At 56.8% G+C, this 19,089-nt stretch carries 15 protein-coding genes; 6 read left to right on the top strand and 9 right to left on the bottom strand.

The annotated features are described in order from the left end of the window. The first annotated feature begins 78 nt into the window (after nucleotides 1-78). From RCCS2_RS10640 to RCCS2_RS10630, 3 genes are all read left to right on the top strand, one after another. On the top strand, nucleotides 79-1,371 hold the full coding sequence (locus RCCS2_RS10640) for an O-acetylhomoserine aminocarboxypropyltransferase/cysteine synthase family protein (RefSeq protein ID WP_008234076.1): 1,293 nt from the start codon (nucleotides 79-81) through the stop codon (nucleotides 1,369-1,371). Nucleotides 1,372-1,477: 106 nt separating this feature from the next. Beyond that, nucleotides 1,478-4,123 (top strand): hypothetical protein, encoded by a 2,646-nt coding sequence (locus tag RCCS2_RS10635; protein ID WP_008234075.1) that lies wholly within the window; start codon nucleotides 1,478-1,480, stop codon nucleotides 4,121-4,123. 171 nt (nucleotides 4,124-4,294) lie between these two features. Further along, nucleotides 4,295-6,172 (top strand): cation:proton antiporter domain-containing protein, encoded by a 1,878-nt coding sequence (locus RCCS2_RS10630; protein WP_008234074.1) that lies wholly within the window; start codon nucleotides 4,295-4,297, stop codon nucleotides 6,170-6,172. On the opposite strand, the gene cobT is transcribed toward RCCS2_RS10630, so the two are convergent. Further along, a complete protein-coding gene (cobT, locus tag RCCS2_RS10625) occupies nucleotides 6,169-7,179 on the bottom strand; it encodes a nicotinate-nucleotide--dimethylbenzimidazole phosphoribosyltransferase (protein WP_008234073.1) in 1,011 nt (336 codons plus the stop codon). The genes RCCS2_RS10630 and cobT overlap by 4 nt on opposite strands. A 76-nt stretch (nucleotides 7,180-7,255) precedes the next feature. Between cobT and cobS the strand changes: the two genes are divergently transcribed. Next, the gene (gene cobS, locus RCCS2_RS10620) at nucleotides 7,256-8,017 is read left to right on the top strand and encodes an adenosylcobinamide-GDP ribazoletransferase (RefSeq protein ID WP_008234072.1); all 762 of its coding nucleotides are present in this window, start codon (nucleotides 7,256-7,258) and stop codon (nucleotides 8,015-8,017) included. On the opposite strand, the gene RCCS2_RS10615 is transcribed toward cobS, so the two are convergent. After that, nucleotides 8,014-8,712 carry an FG-GAP repeat domain-containing protein gene (locus RCCS2_RS10615; RefSeq protein ID WP_332249325.1) on the bottom strand — a complete coding sequence of 233 codons (699 nt, stop codon included), beginning with the start codon at nucleotides 8,710-8,712 and terminating at the stop codon, nucleotides 8,014-8,016. The two genes, cobS and RCCS2_RS10615, sit on opposite strands and share 4 nt — an antisense overlap. Further along, nucleotides 8,709-9,032, bottom strand: a complete 324-nt coding sequence (locus RCCS2_RS10610; protein ID WP_008234070.1) for a 2Fe-2S iron-sulfur cluster-binding protein — start codon at nucleotides 9,030-9,032, stop codon at nucleotides 8,709-8,711. The genes RCCS2_RS10615 and RCCS2_RS10610 overlap by 4 nt, the downstream gene beginning before the upstream one ends. Before the next feature lie 181 nt (nucleotides 9,033-9,213). Between RCCS2_RS10610 and RCCS2_RS10605 the strand changes: the two genes are divergently transcribed. After that, complete coding sequence (locus RCCS2_RS10605) at nucleotides 9,214-10,221, top strand: TAXI family TRAP transporter solute-binding subunit (RefSeq protein WP_008234069.1); 1,008 nt, start codon at nucleotides 9,214-9,216, stop codon at nucleotides 10,219-10,221. Between the two features lie 57 nt (nucleotides 10,222-10,278). After that, entirely contained in the window at nucleotides 10,279-12,372 is a 2,094-nt protein-coding gene (locus RCCS2_RS10600) for a TRAP transporter permease (protein ID WP_008234068.1), read from the top strand. A 106-nt stretch (nucleotides 12,373-12,478) separates the two neighbouring features. Here the strand turns inward: RCCS2_RS10600 and RCCS2_RS10595 are convergent, their stop codons facing one another. The 6 genes from RCCS2_RS10595 to rpiA form a co-directional block, all read right to left on the bottom strand. Continuing rightward, nucleotides 12,479-13,900, bottom strand: coding sequence for a Do family serine endopeptidase (locus tag RCCS2_RS10595; RefSeq protein WP_050770810.1), 1,422 nt, complete (start codon nucleotides 13,898-13,900; stop codon nucleotides 12,479-12,481). A 365-nt stretch (nucleotides 13,901-14,265) separates the two neighbouring features. Next, nucleotides 14,266-15,144, bottom strand: a complete 879-nt coding sequence (gene hflC, locus RCCS2_RS10590) for a protease modulator HflC (protein WP_008234066.1) — start codon at nucleotides 15,142-15,144, stop codon at nucleotides 14,266-14,268. After that, nucleotides 15,144-16,286 (bottom strand): FtsH protease activity modulator HflK, encoded by a 1,143-nt coding sequence (gene hflK / locus RCCS2_RS10585; protein WP_008234059.1) that lies wholly within the window; start codon nucleotides 16,284-16,286, stop codon nucleotides 15,144-15,146. The genes hflC and hflK overlap by 1 nt, the downstream gene beginning before the upstream one ends. 78 nt (nucleotides 16,287-16,364) lie before the next feature. Next, nucleotides 16,365-17,801, bottom strand: a complete 1,437-nt coding sequence (locus RCCS2_RS10580; RefSeq protein WP_008234057.1) for an FAD-dependent oxidoreductase — start codon at nucleotides 17,799-17,801, stop codon at nucleotides 16,365-16,367. After that, the gene (locus RCCS2_RS10575; protein ID WP_008234055.1) at nucleotides 17,798-18,250 is read right to left on the bottom strand and encodes a PH domain-containing protein; all 453 of its coding nucleotides are present in this window, start codon (nucleotides 18,248-18,250) and stop codon (nucleotides 17,798-17,800) included. The genes RCCS2_RS10580 and RCCS2_RS10575 overlap by 4 nt, the downstream gene beginning before the upstream one ends. A gap of 10 nt (nucleotides 18,251-18,260) precedes the next feature. Then, on the bottom strand, nucleotides 18,261-19,049 hold the full coding sequence (rpiA, locus tag RCCS2_RS10570; RefSeq protein ID WP_008234053.1) for a ribose-5-phosphate isomerase RpiA: 789 nt from the start codon (nucleotides 19,047-19,049) through the stop codon (nucleotides 18,261-18,263). Nucleotides 19,050-19,089 lie beyond the last annotated feature (40 nt).

Genomic DNA, 19,089 nt, shown 5'->3' with positions numbered 1-19,089 from the left:
TATTTCCCCCTCGCCCGTTGAGTACTTATGCGTTTGCGCCTAAACCATGCGACAACACATTCCAAAGGGAGACCAGACATGACCGACGGCCCAAGTTACGGCTTTGACACGCTGCAAATTCACGCAGGCGCACGCCCAGATCCAGCAACAGGCGCGCGGCAGGTTCCGATCTATCAAACCACCGCTTACGTGTTCCGCGATGCCGATCACGCCGCCGCTTTGTTCAACCTACAAGAGGTCGGCTATATCTATTCGCGTCTGACCAACCCCACGGTCGCCGCCTTGCAAGAACGCATCGCGACACTTGAGGGCGGTGTCGGCGGTGTCTGCTGCTCATCCGGTCACGCAGCCCAGATTATGGCGCTGTTCCCGCTGATGCAGCCGGGGCGTAATATCGTAGCATCAAGCCGTCTTTATGGTGGTACGGTCACGCAATTCAGCCAGACGATCAAACGGTTCGGCTGGTCTGCCAAATTCGTCGACTTCGACGACCATGATGCAGTGAAAGCCGCGATTGATAATGACACCCGCGCGGTGTTTTGCGAAGCCATCGCAAACCCCGGTGGGCATATCACTGATCTGGATGCGATCTCTGCCATCTCGGACGCCGCTGGCATTCCGCTGATTGTCGATAACACATCAGCCACACCGTACCTGTGCCGCCCGATTGAACATGGCGCGACGCTTGTGGTGCATTCCACCACCAAATACTTGACCGGCAACGGCACCGTGACCGGGGGTTGTGTGGTCGATAGCGGCAAGTTTGACTGGACAGCCAACGACAAATTTCCCAGCCTGAGCGAACCAGAGCAGGCTTATCACGGCCTCAAGTTCGCGGAAACGTTCGGGCCCCTTGCCTTTACTTTCCACGGCATCGCCATTGGTCTGCGTGATCTGGGCATGACGATGAACCCGCAGGCGGCACATTATACGCTAATGGGGATCGAAACTTTGTCTTTGCGCATGGAACGCCATGTCGAAAACGCAATGAAAATCGCCAAATGGCTCGAAGATGATCCGCGCACGGATTATGTGACCTATGCCGGGTTGGAAAGTTCGCCCTATTCCAAACTGATCCCCAAGATATGCCCCAAAGGTGCGGGTGCATTGTTCACGGTCGCGGTGAAGGGCGGTTATGACGCCTGCATCAAGCTGGTGGATAACCTTGAGATTTTCAGCCACGTCGCCAACCTTGGCGATGCGCGCAGCCTGATCATTCACTCGGCCTCAACCACGCACCGCCAGTTGACCGCAGAACAGCAAGAAGCTGCAGGCGCAGGCCCCGGCATCGTGCGACTGTCCATTGGGATTGAAGATGCCGAAGATTTGATCGCTGATTTGGATCAAGCGTTAACCAAAGCAACGGCATAAGCCGATCAAACCCGTCCTTGCCCTTGGCGTGGGCGGGTTTCTGCTATAGGGTTCGCACAGGGTGGCAAAACGCGTTTTGCCTGTGGGACCAACATGATAGAGCGTGATGATGATCACCAATTTTGCGCTATCCCTTTCGTTTGACGGCATAGAGTTGCTGCACCGGGTGCCGCGCGGCTGGCGACGCGTTGGGCGCGCTGATGTCGGCAGTGAAACGCTGGGCGATGATCTGAAAGTTCTACGCGAAAAAGCCCTGACGATCGAACCTGATGGGCTGCGCACAAAGATTGTGATCCCCCTTGATCAGATCAAATATGTTGCCCTCAACGGCACGATGACGACAGATGATGATATTCACGCAGCCCTTGAAGGGGCGACACCCTACGCGCTGGATGAATTGGTTATCGACAGCGAAAAATTCGGCGGGCGCACGCATATCGCGGCTGTAGCCCGCGAAACGCTGCGCGAGGCTGAAACCTTTGCCGCTGGTCACGGCTTTCAACCTGTTGCTTTCGTGGCCGTCCCAGAACCGTTTACTTTCCAAAAAGAGGTTTTCTTTGGTCCCACAGACATGGCCCGCAGTGTGGTTGGCCCTGACGCGCTGATCACGCGGGACGATCTACCGGTGATGATCGTCGGCACCCGCATTAAATCGCGGCTCTTGGTTTTTGATTTGCCTGAAGAAGTGAAAGAAGACGTCTATAAAGATGATCTGGCAGCCCTTTTGTCAGGGCAGACCACAACTTCGGCTGATGTTGATGATGTGACCGATAAGATGTCGGACGACGAACTGACACCAAAGGCTGAGGCTGAGGCTGAGGCTGAGGCTGAGGCTGAGGCTGAGGCTGAGGCTGAGGCTGAGGCTGTTGAAGATCCAACGCCAATGCAAGCCATTTGGGTGGACCACATCCCGGCAGAATATCACGCGCCAGTCATCACAGTGGCGGAACCAGAGCCAGTCAAAGACCCGCTCATTCCCGAAAACCCGGTCTTTGCCACCATCGCGCATCTGGACAGCATCATCGCAGAATATCATCCTGGACAACCCAGATCCGGAAAGCCAACTTTGGTCGCAGTGGCTGGCAGCGGGCCGGTGACAGCACCTAAACTTGGCGCTGCTGCTGATCGTAAACCGGCACCACGATCGACAAAAAACACAAACAAGCCAGCACTTATCGCTGCATCCATCGCCGCTGGTGTGCTGCTTATTGGCGGATTGATCTGGTCACAGCAGGACACAGCAGAAACGGCGGCCGTGCCAGTCCCGACCACGCAAGAGACTGCAACTGTTACACCACAGGCACCTGCCCCAACCGTTGCTGCATCGACCCCGACGCCCGAAACGGTTTTGGAAGCCGCGCCAATCACGCCAAACGTCGAAGTTGCCGGGTTTGGCGCCGCGGGTGACCAGCCTTCTGATCTACCGGAGTTGACCGCTGAAACGGCAGCACCCATCGTTCTTCAGCCTGCTCAAACTGTTGCTCAGGCCGCTGACCCGGCGATGGAACCAATGCAAAACCCACCTGCCCCGCAGTCACCTGAAACCGCACAGGCCAGTGTTGGTGCGCCGGTACTACGCGGTCAGGTTCTTAGCCCTGACGAGGCTTTGCGCATTTATCAGGCAACTGGCGTGTGGTTGCGTGCACCACGCTTTATTGACGTGCCTACAGGAACGATCCTACTTGCCTTCCAGCCGCCTGCGGTCAGCACACCGCCCGAACGTATTTTGCAGCCCGAGGTTCCCCCCCTGACGGGTCTGGATACGGACCTAAGCTTCATCGCACCGGCCAATCCGCCAGCCCCTGAAATCGTCTTTGCGCTGGATGAGGACGGCTTTATTCTGGCGACCGAAGAGGGCACGGTAACGCCCGAAGGTGCCGTTGTTTTCGCAGGCCTGCCCGATCAGACGATCACCCCCCGCCCTACATTGGACCAAGCTGATCTGGACCGGATGGCGTTGCTGGCACCAGCCCCCGAAGGCGTGATCATCATCGCTGGACGCCCGGACTATGCCACACCACTGCGCCCTGCGAACGCGCAATTACCCGAAGCCGAAGAAGAAAGCCCTACTGAAGCAGATTCTGTTGAAGCAGCGCTTGCAGAAGCTGTGCCAGATGGCGACGCCACACCAACACCCGGCAGCGTCGGTATAGCCGGGCTTGAGTTGCAAAATACTGGTGCCATTGCGTTGGATTCTGAAACCGTCGAAGACGGTGCCATCGTTGATCTGCGCCCGCGTCTACGCCCGCAAGGCATGTCACCGAATGTTGACCCCGGCACACCTGATATCACCGATATTATCGCTGGGATTGAGACAGACGACGCAACCCTGCGCTTTGATAACAGCACCGCGTTGGCGGTGGTCTTGTCCGTAAGACCAGATGCGCGGCCTTCAAATTTTGGCACTGTTGTGGCTGCCGCACAGGCCCGCCAGCAAACGCGTACCGTGGCACCAGCCGCTCCCGTTACCGCCGCAGCACCCGTTCCACCACAGAACTTTGCTCCTGTTCCCGGCGGCGTGGCCCGTGCCGCAACCCAAGAAGATGCCATTCGGCTGCGCGAAATCAATCTGATCGGTGTTTACGGACGCGCCAACGCACGCCGCGCGTTGGTCCGGCTAAGCAACGGACGCTATGTGCGTGTCGAGGTCGGCAGCGCCCTTGATGGCGGGCAGGTCACCGCCATTGGTGAAGACGCACTGAACTATGTCAAACGCGGGCGCACCTATGCTTTGGAAGTGCCGGAAGGATGATACGGTGACATGTCAGTGGTGTGTACCCAACTGTTCTTGGATGCACTCACCCGCCGCAACGTAATACAACCCTTTCACCCTTTCAAAGAAACAGATCACCGTTAAACTGATCAAAGCGACTTTAACCGATTAACAAGTGCACAAGCACCGGTTTTGGGCAGGCGGAGCGGCATGGAAACTTTTCTGTTTCAGGCGACAATCTATCTTGGGGCTGCGGTCATCGCCGTGCCATTGGCGGCGCGTCTGGGATTGGGCTCTGTGCTTGGGTATTTGCTCGCAGGCATCGTAATTGGGCCTTTGACCGGGCTGGTCGGGTCTGAAACCCAGGATTTGCAGCATTTTGCGGAATTCGGCGTCGTCATGATGCTGTTCCTGATCGGGCTAGAGCTGGACCCCCGTGCGCTATGGAACATGCGCCAGCGGCTGCTGGGTCTGGGGGGTATGCAAATCCTGCTGACGATGGCTGCAATCACGGCTGGCAGCATGGCGATGGGTTATCCGCTGTCCACTGCAACGGCAATCGGGATGATCTTTGCGCTGTCATCCACGGCTATCGTCTTGCAGACACTGACCGAAAAAGGGCTGATGCAGACCAGCGGCGGACGGTCAACATTTTCGGTTCTTCTGGCGCAAGACATCGCGGTGATCCCGATGCTGGCGCTGCTGCCCTTGCTGGCTGTTCCGGTTGTCGCATCCCTTGCCACAGATGGGTCTGTCACCCTTGCACCGCATGATGATGACCATCACACAACCCTGAGCCTTGTCGAAGGGCTGCCCGGTTGGGGTGTCACGCTGGTCACCCTTGGCGCGGTCGCGGTTGTTATTCTGGCCGGTGTTTTTCTAACCCGCCCGCTGTTTCGCTATATCCACCACGCGCGCCTACGCGAGATGTATACCGCCCTCGCCCTGCTCATGGTTGTGGCGACCGCCGTGCTAATGACAATGGTCGGCCTGTCCCCGGCCTTGGGCACATTTCTGGCCGGTGTCGTCCTTGCGAACTCTGAATTTCGGCACGAGTTGGAAAGCGACCTTGCCCCGTTCAAAGGCCTATTGCTGGGCCTGTTTTTTATCACTGTGGGCGCTGGCATTGATTTCGCCCTTCTTTTTGGCGATCCCGCGCGGATCATCGCACTTGCCGTCGCGGTGATGGTGATCAAAGGCGTGATCCTTTTTGGGCTCGCCTTTCTTTTCAAACTCCACAAAAAAGATCGCTGGCTTTTTACCCTTGGCCTTGCACAGGCCGGTGAATTTGGCTTTGTCCTGATTTCCTTTTCGCTGCAACAAGGCGTCTTGGGTGGCGATCTTGCCGGTCAGCTTTTGCTGATCATCGCCATGTCGATGCTGATCACGCCGTTGATGTTCATCACCTACGAACTGATCAGCAAACGCATGGGCGATCCGGATGAAACTGAACATGATGAAGTTGATGAACAAGGCACCGTGATTATCGCAGGCATTGGGCGCTTTGGGCAGATCGTAAACCGCTTGGTGCAAACTGCGGGGTTTGCAACCGTGGTTGTCGACAATGATCTGAGCACCGTGCAGATGATGCGTAAATTCGGGTTTCGCGGGTTCTTTGGTGACCCGACGCGGCCCGATCTTCTGAATGCCGCAGGGCTTGAGGATGCACGCGTGCTGGTCGTTGCCGCCGATGACCGCGAGGCGTGTAACAAGCTCGTCCGCTATGCACGCAAGGCCCGTCCTGATCTGCATATCATCGCCCGCGCCCGCGACCGGGTGCATGTGCACGAACTTTATGATGCCGGCGCCAATGACATCGTGCGCGAAATGTTTGACAGTTCTTTACGGGCGGGCCGTTACGCGTTGGAAAACCTTGGCTTGTCAGAATTTGAGGCGGCGGAACTGGAACAGGCGTTCTATCAACATGACCGCGCCGCTTTGCGTGAATTGGCCCAGCTTTGGCGCCCCGGCGTGCCGATCACGGATGTGCCGGAATACGTCGCACGCGCGCGCGAATTGAACAGCGCGTTAGAGATGGAATTGACCGCCCGCCAACAAGCCAGCGAGCGGAAAAAGAACGCGTCTTAGGCGTCGCTAACCCCGGCCTCTGCAAAAGTAGCCATGCCCGAATGGCAGGCAATCGCCCCTTTAAGGACCCCTATCGCAAGAGCGGCACCAGAGCCTTCGCCCAGACGCAAACCAAGCTGCAACAACGGTTCTTTGTCCAAAGCATCCAGCATACGCTGATGCGCACCTTCGGCGCTAAGGTGCCCCGCAACCGTATGATCCAGCGCACCGGGGGCGGCCTTGTGCAAGGCGGCGGCGGCAGCGCAACAAATAAACCCATCCAGGATCACGGGGATGCGGTGGTGGCGCGCTGCTGCAATCGCCCCCGCCATCGCCGCCAATTCGCGCCCACCAAGGCAGCGCAGCGCCTCTAACGGGTCAGACGTGGCATGTAACGCCAAACCGCGTGCGACAACATCGGTTTTACGTGCCAGTCCCGCGTCATCCACACCTGTGCCGCGCCCTGTCCAATTTGCGGCCTCACCGCCAAGAACGGCGGCGGCAACAGCGGCGGCGGATGTGGTGTTCCCGATCCCCATCTCACCGGTGACCAAAAGGTCGGCGTCTGGGTCAACGGCGGTCCAGCCTGTCTGCAAGGCTTCGACAAATGCGGCCTCAGTCATTGCAGGGGTTACGGTGAAGTCCGCGGTTGGTGTGTCCAGTGCCAGCGGATAAACATCCAGCTTCGCACCAAATGCTTTGGACAGTTGATTGATCGCCGCCCCGCCATGTTCGAAATTCGCGACCATTTGCGTCGTCACCTCTGGCGGAAAGGCCGAGACACCTTGCGCGCAAACGCCGTGATTGCCTGCAAAAATAATCACCTGCGGCGCGTTGATCTGCGGCTGCGCATCGCCGCGCCAACCTGCATACCAGATCGCCAGATCCTCTAACCGGCCCAGCGCGCCGGGGGGTTTTGTCAGCTGCCCATTGCGATCCTGCGCGCCGGTGGTGGCGGCAGCATCTGGTCCGGGGGCAGCTGTCAAAGCATCGCGGAATGTGGAAAGGCTGGTAAATGGCGCTTGCATCGCGTCCTCTCTGCGGTCAAATCTTGGTCTTGTTTAACGCAAGGGGCCGCGATGGAAAGGCCCCGAGGGACGCATTTTGTACAAACACGACAATGCTTTGATTGATCGGGTTGATCTGCCAGCCGCACTTGGTTTGCTGACAAGACTGCCAATTGTTGTCGACAGTGGGCGCGCTATGGAACGTGGGGCGGCAGCAGCTTGGGCGTATCCGCTTGTAGGTGTCGTCGTCGGCGTGATCCTGGCCGCGGCCACGGCGCTGATGCTGGCGATAAGCATTCCTACAGGGATCGTTGCAGGCTTGGTCCTTGCCGGATCGGTCGTCATGACCGGTGCGATGCACGAAGATGGGTTGGCCGATAGCGCGGATGGTCTGTGGGGCGGCTGGGAAAAGGCACACCGCTTGGCGATCATGAAGGATAGCCATATCGGCGTTTACGGCGTTTGCGCGATTGCGCTGTCGCTGCTGATCCGTTGGCTGGCCTTGGTGGTGATCGTTTCGATGGGGGCCTATTGGGTTGCCTTTATGACGACAGGTGCGCTCAGCCGGGCCAGTATGGTCGGTGTAATGGCTGTTTTACCCAACGCGCGCGATGGAGGCTTGAGCCGCACTGTGGGGCGCCCCGCATCTGGGACGGTGTGGTTGGCGGCGGGTATAGCTATTGGGTTTGCGCTGCTCTGCGGCTACCCTTGGGCCATATTGATCGCGCTGATCTCGGTTCTTTGCTGTACGCTGATCGCCCGCGCCAAGATCGGCGGCCAGACCGGCGACATCTTGGGGGCAACCCAGCAGATCACTGAAATCGCAGTTCTTATCGCAATTGTCGTGACGATCACCTAGGGCAGTATCCGACAGGCCAGTGCTGTTGTGAACGAGCCGCGGTCGATATGCGTGCCAATCGCGCGGGTTTGCAGCTGACCATCTGTTAAGGTTGTCGCCATCACTGTCGTCCAGTCCGCACTTGCCGTGATCATTTCGGGCCCCTGCCCGCAATCGCGGATACCGCCACCGATATCACGTTCGCCAATCCGGTGATTTGTCAGGCCGGGCAGGTCTGCGACAGGTTCCAACGCGCCATCAACGAAACGCCACACACGCAAGGTTTTTGCCAAATGCGGGCGGTCGATATAGGCGATTTCAACAAAGCCATCACCATCCAGATCAGCAACACCAATGGGGGCAAGCCATCTGTTCGTGCGCCCGATATGCGGGGTCGCGGCGATCTTGCCGGTTTCATCGTAAATCGCCAATTGCGCGCCTGCACTGTTAAGGGTCTCAACAACAATGACCTCAGGCGTTCCATCGCTATCAACATCGGCAAGCCGAGGGGAGACGTCTTCAAAAACCCGATCTGGCGATAGCACAAAACGACGCAGGCCGGTGTCTGTTGTGACCTCAAGCGTCCCCCACTCAATCGCATCACCCAGAATACCGTGGGCGTAGCGATCTGTAGGCATGCTGTATTCCGCCGATACAATCGTTTCGGCGCAGGCAGAGGTGGCCATCACAGCCACCAAAGCAAAGCTACGGATCAAATCTGTTTTTCCGGCATTTGCACGCGCAGCCCGTCCAGATCATTAGTCACTTTCAACTGGCAGGTCAGGCGCGATTTTGCGGGGTCAGGTTCATACGCGAAATCAAGCATGTCTTCTTCCATCGCGTCTTTGGCGGGCAGTTTTTCCACCCAAGCATCATCGACATAGACGTGGCAGGTCGAACAGGCACAGGCGCCGCCGCAATCGGCCTCGATCCCCGGAATGCCGTTGTCGCGCGCGCCTTCCATGACGGTCAGCCCGTTGGCAACATCGACTACATGTTCTTTGCCGCCATGTTCAACGTAGGTAATCTTGGCCATTCTTGTCTATCCCTTCCGAAAACAATTTGTCAAAAACTAACTAATGCACGTTTTTCATGCTCGCCACCCCAAATGTCGCGATCTGAAGCGGTAACAAGGTTGTGCACTGTGGACTCTGGCGTGTGAATGCCTACTTTCGCGTTACGTAGGGGCTGAGAGGCCCAACAATAGGGAGAAATCTATGCACTATTTATCCAAGGCCGTACTTGCGGCCAGCATTGCTGTGACAGCGCCAATGGCACAGGCCCAAGACGCTGAAGAGGCCAGCTATATCCTTGCGACAGCATCGACAGGCGGTACGTATTATCCCGTGGGCGTGGCCCTTTCGACGCTGGTGAAAGTGAAACTGGAACCAAGCCAAAGCATTGGTATGTCCGCCATCAGTTCCGCCGGATCTGGTGAGAATGTGCGCCTGATCCGCGAAGGCGAGGCACAGTTTGGTATTCTGCAAGGTCTTTTTGGATTTTATGCGGCGACAGGCACTGGCCCGGTTGACGAACCGCAAGACCACCTGCGCTCGGTCACGATGCTGTGGCAAAACGTGGAACAGTTTGTTGTGGCCTCTGATGTGGCAACTACCGGCACCATTGATGATATGCTTGCGCTGACAGGCGAAGGCATGGCCTTGGGTCGCCAGAATTCCGGCACGATCGGGTCCAATGCCACCATCATGGCGGGCTTCGGCATTGATATTGAGACTGACTATGAACTGGTCTTTGCAGGCTATGGCCCATCGGCCGAAGCGCTGCAAAACGGTCAGGTCAAAGGCATCAGCACACCTGCGGGCGTACCAACCGGTGCGGTCAGCCAGTTGATGGCAGCCGCCGGTGATGGCGTCACCATGCTCGACTTTACGGATGAGCAGTTGGCGATGGCCGATGGTGATCGCGGGTTGTGGACGCGTTATGTGATCGAGGCTGGCACCTATCCGGGCCAGACCGAAGATATCAACACGATTGCGCAGCCAAACTTCTTGGCTACGCATGCCGATCTGCCAGAGGAAAATGTCTATCAGATTACCAAGACGATCTATGAGAACCTGCCATTCTTGCAGGCGATCCACCCCGCAACCAAAGCGATGGCGCTAGAGGCCGCGATTGCAGGCCTGCCAGTGCCACTGCACCCTGGTGCGGCGCGGTTCTATCAAGAGCAGGGGATTGAAATTCCCGAGCGTCTGATCGCAAACTAAATTACCTGCGGCCCGCGCCATAATGGTGCGGGCCGTTTTGTATCTAAGGGGATGCCCATGTCTGATGAAACCCCCGTTGAGGCCGCAGCACAGCGTGACTTCACCGGCTTGACCAACACGGCGCTTTCCATTCTTTGCTTTCTGATTGCGGTTGGGCACATCTACGTTGCCTTTGACCCGGTCATTTCCGAATTCCAGCGCAACGCCTATCACTTCGCCGGGTTTGCGTTTCTGGCAGCGGTTCTGAACCCACTGATCAAAGGGCAGACGCGCAGCAAACCAATACTCGCCTTTGATCTGACACTGGGTGTGCTGGTGGCTGCAGCTGCGATTTATATGCCCTTTGCTGAACAAGGCATTTACGACCGTGGCGTCAAATTTTCGCCCCTTGATTGGATCGCAGCTGTGATCTGCATCATCGGCGCGATTGAGTTAACGCGCAGATTGACCGGTTGGGTCATCCCCGCCCTGATCATCATCGCGATTTCTTACGTTGGATGGTGGGGTCAGATGATCGGCGGGGTCTTTTCGTTCCCCGGTCTTAGTTGGGAATCCATCGCCTTTCGGTCGATCTTTGGCGATGACGCGATGTTCGGCACGATCGCGCGAATCTCATCAACCTTTGTGTTTTTGTTCATCATCTTTGGCGCATTTCTGCTGCGCTCTGGTGCCGGTGACTTTGTCATCAATATCGCCCGCGCGATTGCCGGGCGTTTGGTGGGTGGGCCAGGTATTGTGGCGGTCATCGCCTCTGGTTTGACCGGCACGATTTCGGGGTCTGCTGTGGCCAACACGGCATCGACGGGCGTCATCACAATCCCGCTAATGAAAAAGGCAGGATTCCCATCCAAATTTGCAGGCGGGGTTGAGGCCGCGTCTTCTACCGGTGGCCAGTTGATGCCCCCGATCATGGGGGCCGGCGCCTTTGTTATGGCAAGCTTCACACAGATCCCTTACGAAACCATTGTCGCCGTGGCGGCGTTGCCTGCCTTGCTCTATTTCCTGTCAGTCGTGTTCTTTGTCCGGATCGAGGCCCGTCGTTTACGCCTGCAACCGATGGAGAACGATGGTGAGACTGTGGGTTCAGCCTTCAAGAAAGGTGGCGCGAGCTTCGTCATCCCAATCGGCGGCCTTATCGCGATGCTCGTGTCAGGCTTTACGCCCGCTTACGCCGCGGTCTTTGGTATTTTGGCGGTGATCGCATCAAGCTGGCTGACACAAAATCCGATGGGCCCGCGCGCGGTGTTTGAGGCGTTGGTGATGGGCACCAAAGGCATGATTATGACTGCTGTGCTGCTATGTGCCGTGGGGCTTGTGGTCAACGTGATCGCGACGGCTGGCATCGGCAACACCTTCAGCCTGATGATCGCGGACTGGGCCGGTGGCAACCTGTTGATCGCCATTGTCATGGTTGCAATCGCAAGCCTTGTGCTGGGCATGGGTCTGCCTGTGACGGCCGCCTATATCGTGCTGGCAACGCTGTCGGCCCCTGCCCTTGCGGGCATGATTTCGGACCGGTTCGTGATTGAGGCTTTGGCGGCGGGCACATTGGGCGACGCAGGCAATGCGGTGCTGATGTTCGGCGTGCCAGATCCATCTGTACTGGTCGGGCCGCTGACGACAGAAGATGCAACGGCGATTATTCGCGCCCTACCTCTTGAAGTCGCGGCCCCCTTGCGCGACTTAGTGGTGCCACAAGAGGTTGCGGTGGCAGCCATTCTTTCCGCACATATGATCATCTTCTGGCTTAGTCAGGACAGCAACGTAACACCACCTGTCGCGTTGGCAGCTTTTACTGCGGCGGCCATTGCAAAGGCACCTGCGATGGCAACTGGCTTTGCGAGTTGGAAGCTCGCCAAGGGCCTATATATCGTGCCGCTGATGATGGCCTATACACCGTTTCTGTCGGGCGACTGGGGGGCCATGCTGGTGATCTTTGCCTTTGGCGTGATCGGTATCTACGGGCTTGCTGGCGCGTTGCAAGGCTGTATGGAAGCCCCGCTTAACCCGGTAACCCGCATCATTGCCGGGCTTGGCGGGGCGGCCTGCATTTGGCCTGCGCCGATTATGGTGCATGTTGGTGGGGCGGCTGTTGTGATCCTTTTGCTTGCTGTCAATGCGCGCCAACTCCGCCAAACTGCCGCGGTATAAGGAATTAGGCGGCTAGGTCACAACGACCACTAACCTTTTACGACAATGGATATGAAAAAGGCGGTCCAAACGGACCGCCTTTCTAACGCTATAGGGTGGGGACGCTTTATTCTTCCAGCACCAGTGCCACAAAGCGTGGATCGCCACCGCGACGCACCAGCAGCAAAAGCGACTTGCGCCCGGCCTCTGTCGCCGCTTCGATCCGTTCTTCCAGATCAGAGATCGTTGCGACAGCTTCCTGACCCGCTTCGGTGATCACATCACCTTCCAACAGCCCTTTGGAGGCCGCTTCGGAATCAGGGTTGATGCCGGTGATCACCAAACCGCTCTCGACGCTCAAAGAGAACTGATCGATAAGCTCTGGTGTGATCTCGGACAGAGCGAGGCCAAGGATTTCAGACTGCTCTGGTTCTTCTCCTTCGGTGGAGGCCGGGAAAGCGACCGCCTCTGATGTTTCGCGGCGACCCAGAATGACCGTCAGGTCTTCCATATCGCCATCGCGCAGAACAGCCACTGGCACTTCTTTACCGACCGGCGAATTGCCGACGATGCGAACCAGCTCACGTGTGTCCTCAATCGCGACACCATCAAAGTCCAAGATCACGTCACCCGCCAGCATACCTGCATTTTCAGCAGGGCCCGCAGGCACATCTGTGACCAGCGCACCGCGTGCCAGATCAAGACCTTCGATGGCATCAACCATATCAGGTGTCACGTCCTGAATGCGAACACCCAACCAACCACGGCGTGTTTCACCAAACTCTTTCAACTGATCGACAACATTGGTCACAACAGCCGAAGACATTGCGAAGCCGATCCCGATTGACCCGCCATTAGGTGACAGGATCGCTGTGTTTACACCAATAACTTCGCCGTCCATGTTAAAAAGCGGCCCACCAGAGTTACCACGGTTAATGGCCGCATCTGTCTGAATATAGTCATCATAGGTGCCTGACAGCGCACGGTTGCGCGCCGATACGATACCGGCAGATACCGAAAAGCCCTGACCCAGCGGGTTGCCCATTGCCATGACCCAATCACCCACGCGGGCGCCTTCGGCACTGCTATCGCCGAATTCGACGAATGGCAGCCCCTCAAGGTCAACCTTAAGCACGGCGATATCGGTGTTGGGGTCTGTGCCGATCAGCTCGGCCGGGACACCCGGTTCGCCACCGGGAAAGAATTCGATCAGGATCTCATCTGCGCCTTCAATCACGTGGTTGTTGGTGACAATAAACCCATCTTGGGAAATCACGAAGCCAGAGCCCAAAGCGGAAGACCGCCGCGTGCCTTCACCCGGGCCACGATCCAGATCGTTGAAAAAATCCTCAAAAGGTGATCCTTCCGGCACAAGGCCTTGTGGTCCGGTGCGGCCAGCGACCGTTGTGCTGGTCGTGATATTCACAACTGACGGGCTTACCTGTTCTGCCAGATCGGCGAATGTTGCGGGGCGCGATTGCGCGTTGGCCAGCGTGACCTGTGCCAGAACCATCGCAAAGGCGACAGCAAGCGTCGTCACGAAAGCCATGATCAGGCGGCGCGCCCGCAGTTGGTCTTGTTGAATTGCGATTGCCTTGGATTTCACGGGCAAATCTCCTTTGTCTTGAACATGGGGGCGTGGATCAGCACGCACCTATAATACGATGATGTTCTATGTAGTGCGCCGATTGTGCAACGCAAACTTCGGTACCGAACACTCAATAGGATGTGATGGGCCGTGTATACCTTGCAATATTTCTCTACTTGGACACCACGTAAGGTCGCAGCGATCACAGTTTGCAAATCGCAGGCGGCGATTTCACAGGCTATATCATCGGATGCAGACACCAGTGACCCCAAACGCAAAAGGGCCAACCCGTAGGCTGGCCCTTCGTTTGTTTTCACACAATGCGCTTACTCTGCCGCACGCCCCTGATCAGATTTCAGGAAGTTGAAGAACTCATTATCGGGCGACAACACCATTGTTGAATTCCCTGGACGCAATGACCGCTGATAGGCTGTCATCGAACGGTAGAATTCAAAGAACTCTGGATCGCGGCCAAAGGCCCCGGCGAAAATCTCGTTGCGCTGTGCGTCAGCCTCACCCTGTACGATCTGGCTTTCGCGTTCGGCCTCGGACACCAGTTCAATCACGGTACGATCGGCTTGCGCACGAATACGCTGCGCGGCTTCGTTACCGCGCGCACGTTCGTCAGCGGCTTCACGGTCACGTTCGGCCTTCATACGTTCGTAGGTAGCGTTGAGGTTTTCCGGTGGCAGGTCCGTCCGCTTCAAACGCACGTCAATGACTTGCAAGCCCAGCGCACGCGCTTGGGTAATCGCCTCGTTCCGGATGCGCAGCATCAGCGCTGCACGATCAACCGACAAGATATCGTTGGATGAGACAGAACCCAGCACCTCACGCGTTTCAGCACGCAGGATACTGTCCAGACGACGGGCCGCTGCCTCTTCTCCGCCGGCACCTACAGCGCGGCGGAACTGTTCAACATCAGAAATACGATACCGTGCAAACGCGTCAACAACCAAACGACGGTCATCCGATGGCGTCACTTCAAGCGGTTCTAGATCACGGCTGAGGATACGGTCGTCATAGCGCACGACCTCTTGGATCAGCGGGATTTTGAAACCCAGACCAGGTTCTTCCTGAACCTTCACAATCTGTCCAAATTGCAGAACAAGTGCTTTTTCACGTTCGTCCACGATAAACACCGAAGACAAGGCACCAATCACGACAACCGCAATTGCGGGTAGAAGAAATGCTGACTTACGCATTAGTTAGTCCCCTCGGATGTATTGCGGCGCAGATCATTGAGCGGCAGATATGGTACGACACCTTGCCCACTCCCGTTACCTTCATCCAACAAGATAATGTCAACGCCACCGAAGACGCTTTCCATCGTTTCAAGATAAAGACGCTTACGTGTCACCTCGGGCGCTTGTTCATATTCGCCCAAAACAGCAAGGAAACGGCTGGCTTCACCGGTGGCTTCGTTCACCACGCGGGCGCGGTAACCTTCAGCCTGTTCCAAGATTTGTGCGGCCTGACCACGCGCTTCGGCAACCACTTGGTTGGCATAGGCGTCAGCCACATTTTGCACCCTGTCACGTTCCTGTTCCGCATCCTGAACGGCACGGAAAGACGCGATAACAGGTTCTGGCGGATCGGCCTTGTCAAAGTTGACACGGATAATGTTCACGCCGGAATTATAGCTGTCCAGCGTTGTCTGGATTAGGTCACGCAGACGATCAGCAATCGCGCCACGATCCCGGTTCAGGATCGGGGCCAGATCAGACTGTGAAATAATTTCGCGCATCGCAGATTCAGCTGTTGCTTCAATCGTCTGCGGTGGATTGGCGAGGTTGAACAAATATGTCTGTGGATCGGTGATGTTCCAGACAACCTGAAAATCGATGTCCACGATGTTTTCGTCACCGGTCAACATCAACCCAGCATCCATACCGGACCGGCTGGTGCCAATGTCGATGTTGCGTTCCGTTGTCACCGCCAACACTTCGCGTGTTACTACGGGCCAAGGGGCAAAGTTCAGACCGGGTTCGCCCACGGCCAGAAAATCACCCAAGAACAGCTCGACTGATTTTTCTTCAGGACGCACAGTATAAAAAGAGGCTGCACTCCACGCGATCACTGCTGCAATCAGACCAAGGCCAATCATGCCGCGCGTGATCTGCGGTCCACCGCCACCGCCGCCAGCAGACCTGCCGCCGCCATCACCGCCGCCGCCCATCAGCACGCGCAATTGTTCGCGGCCTTTGTTTACCAGTTCATCGATCTCGGGAATATTCGGGCCATCATTATTTGGCTTCCGACCACCGCTATCGCGGTCATCATCATTCCTGCCGCCAGAGCCGTTGTTTCCACCGCCGCCCCAAGGGCCACCGTTATTTCCTGCCATTGTTTCCTATGCTTCCTTTCAGCGATACCCCACCATCGCGGGCTGTCCTCATGCCATGTGTGGCTTGATTTGTCGAAATCAAGCGGTGCGCATGGGTTCCTTCATTGTCACCAGTTCTTCGGCCATTGTAGGGTGAACTGCAACGGTCCGATCAAAGTCTTCTTTTGTGGCCCCCATCTTGACTGCAATTCCAGCCAATTGGATCATTTCACCCGCGTGATCCGCGACGATGTGACAGCCCAGAACCTTGCGTGTTTCGACACTGACCACAAGTTTCATCAACACTCTGTCATCGCGGCCCGCAAAAGCGTGGTTCATGGGTTTGAACGAGGTGCAATAAATCTCGACCGGTTCGATGTCGCGCGCTTCTTCTTCGGTCAGCCCGACCGTGCCCAGTTCAGGCTGCGTGAAAACCGCTGATGGGATCAGTTCGTGATCAACGGGCGTTGGGTTCCCTTTGAAGACTGTCTCAACAAAAGCCATGCCTTCGCGGATCGCAACGGGCGTCAGTTGTACCCGGTTGGTCACGTCGCCGATAGCGTAGATCGACGGCACAGCTGTCTGGCTGTATTCATCGACCACAATTTCGCCCCTGCGTCCCACTTCGACGCCAGCGGCCTGCAACCCCATGTCGTCAGTGTTTGGCGCGCGCCCCGTCGCAAACATCACATGGTCAAAAATCCGTTCCGTCCCATTGGTGGCCTTGACCCAAATCCCTTTGCCGTTTCCCGACCCTGCCATAGCAACCGGGCGTCCACCCTCCATCGGGACACCCTGCGATGCGCCTTCAAGATCGGCATCCGTTGCTTCGCGCATTTCGACGATGTTGGTGCCCAAATGCAGATCGACGCCTTTCGCACGCATGCCTTCGGCGACCAGACCGCGCGCTTCGTCATCAAAGCCGCGCAAGATCTGCGCACCACGATAGAATTGGGTCACTTTGACCCCCAGCCCATTCAGGATGCCTGCAAATTCAGACGCAATATAACCGCCACCAATGATCAGGATCGACTTTGGCATATTTTTGAGCTGAAAGATATCATTCGAAGTGATGCCCAGTTCCGCCCCCGGCATATCCGGTACAACGGGCCGCCCACCAGTCGCTACAAGGATGTGCTTGGCTGTGACGTCTTTGCCAGTCGACAACGTGACCGTGTGCGGATCTTTCACCTTGGCGCGGGCGTCAATAATCGCCACGTTGGAGCCGTCCAATAGCTGGCGGTAAATGCCTTCAAGCCGGTCAAGTTCAGTGTTCATTTTGGTACTGAACTTGGACCAGTCAAATGGGCCATCCTGCACATCCCAGCCATAGGCGCGGGCGTCGTCAAACATTTCCGAATAACCGGACGCGAAAACCATCAGCTTTTTGGGTACACAGCCCCGGATCACACAAGTCCCGCCCATGCGGTATTCTTCGGCCAGTGCCACTTTGGCGCCGTTGGCCGACGCCACACGCGCCGCCCGCACACCGCCAGAGCCGCCGCCGATGACGAAAAGGTCGTAGTCAAAAGTCATGTGGTGGCTCCGTTATTGGCGGCCTCAGGTGGGCCCGATGGTAGGTTTGGGCGCGCGGCATGCACTGCCGCCACAATTGCATCAATGGCATCTGGTGTCAGCGTCTTGCGACTGCAAGCCACGTAACGATCCTTCACGTCACTTTGATGCCGATACGCAAAGACCAGCGCGCGCCGGTCTTCGCCCATGCTGGCCCATTGCAGTTCATCCCATTTGAACGACACGGCCCGAAACGGGCGTTGCAAAGTCAGCCCATCGTCGTGAAGTTCGCCCAGATTTTGGGTGCGCAGATAGTTATAGGCAATTGTCGCCGCCCATGCGGCGCAAATCACGCCAAGGACCTTTTCCAACACACTGTCAGAAATGATAAAATCATACCACAGCCATGACAGCATCAGAAACGTCAGGATGATGAAAAAGTGCTGGCGCTGGGTGCGTTTGAATTCCATTGGTCAGGGGTCAATCTGCAACGTCAGAAAAGATATTATCATCATCAAGCACATCGAAGCGCACGACATTCGCAGTGTTATTGGTGATATCCCGCGTTGTGACCCGCCCATCACCATGGCCGACAATGACCACATCGCAAATGTCGATAAACAACCCGTTTTCAACCACACCCGGGATCTGATTGATCACAAGACTCAGCTGGCGCGGATTACCGATGCGCTTGAGGTGCAGATCAAGGATAAAATTGCCTTCGTCCGTCACAAAGGGCGCATCGCCCTTCATCCGCTGTGTAACCTCGCGCCCCAGCACATCCATGCCGATCAGCGTTTCTTCGATCAGCCCTTGGGTGACCGGCAATCCAAAAGGGATCACCTCAATCGGAAGAGGGAACGCCCCCAGCGTTTCGACCTTTTTGCTGGCGTCAGCGATCACGATCATGCGCTCGCTGGCGGTGGCGACCACTTTTTCGCGCAGATGCGCGCCGCCGCCGCCTTTAATCAGGGTCAGGTCACTGTCATATTCATCCGTGCCATCAATGGTCACATCAAGCCATTTCGCCTCTTCCAGCGTGATCACATCAATGCCGACCTTTTTTGCCAGAAGCCCTGTGCGTTTGGATGTCGGCACGCCTTTGATCTTAAGCCCCTCTTCACGGACCATTTCACCAAGACATTGCACCAGCCATTCGGCCGTTGACCCCGTGCCGAGGCCCACTTTCATACCGCTTTCGACAAATTCCGTTGCTTGCTTGGCGGCAACGAATTTTGCCTTTTCGACCGGGGACATTTCACTGGACATCAAACGCACTCCAAAAACTCGTTTTGCGGGTTTATATGCA

Source organism: Roseobacter sp. CCS2 (assembly GCF_000169435.1).
In the GTDB taxonomy this organism is placed as follows: domain Bacteria; phylum Pseudomonadota; class Alphaproteobacteria; order Rhodobacterales; family Rhodobacteraceae; genus Yoonia.
The sequence above is the reverse complement of the archived record's forward strand: the minus strand, read 5'-3'. Positions and strand labels throughout refer to the sequence as shown.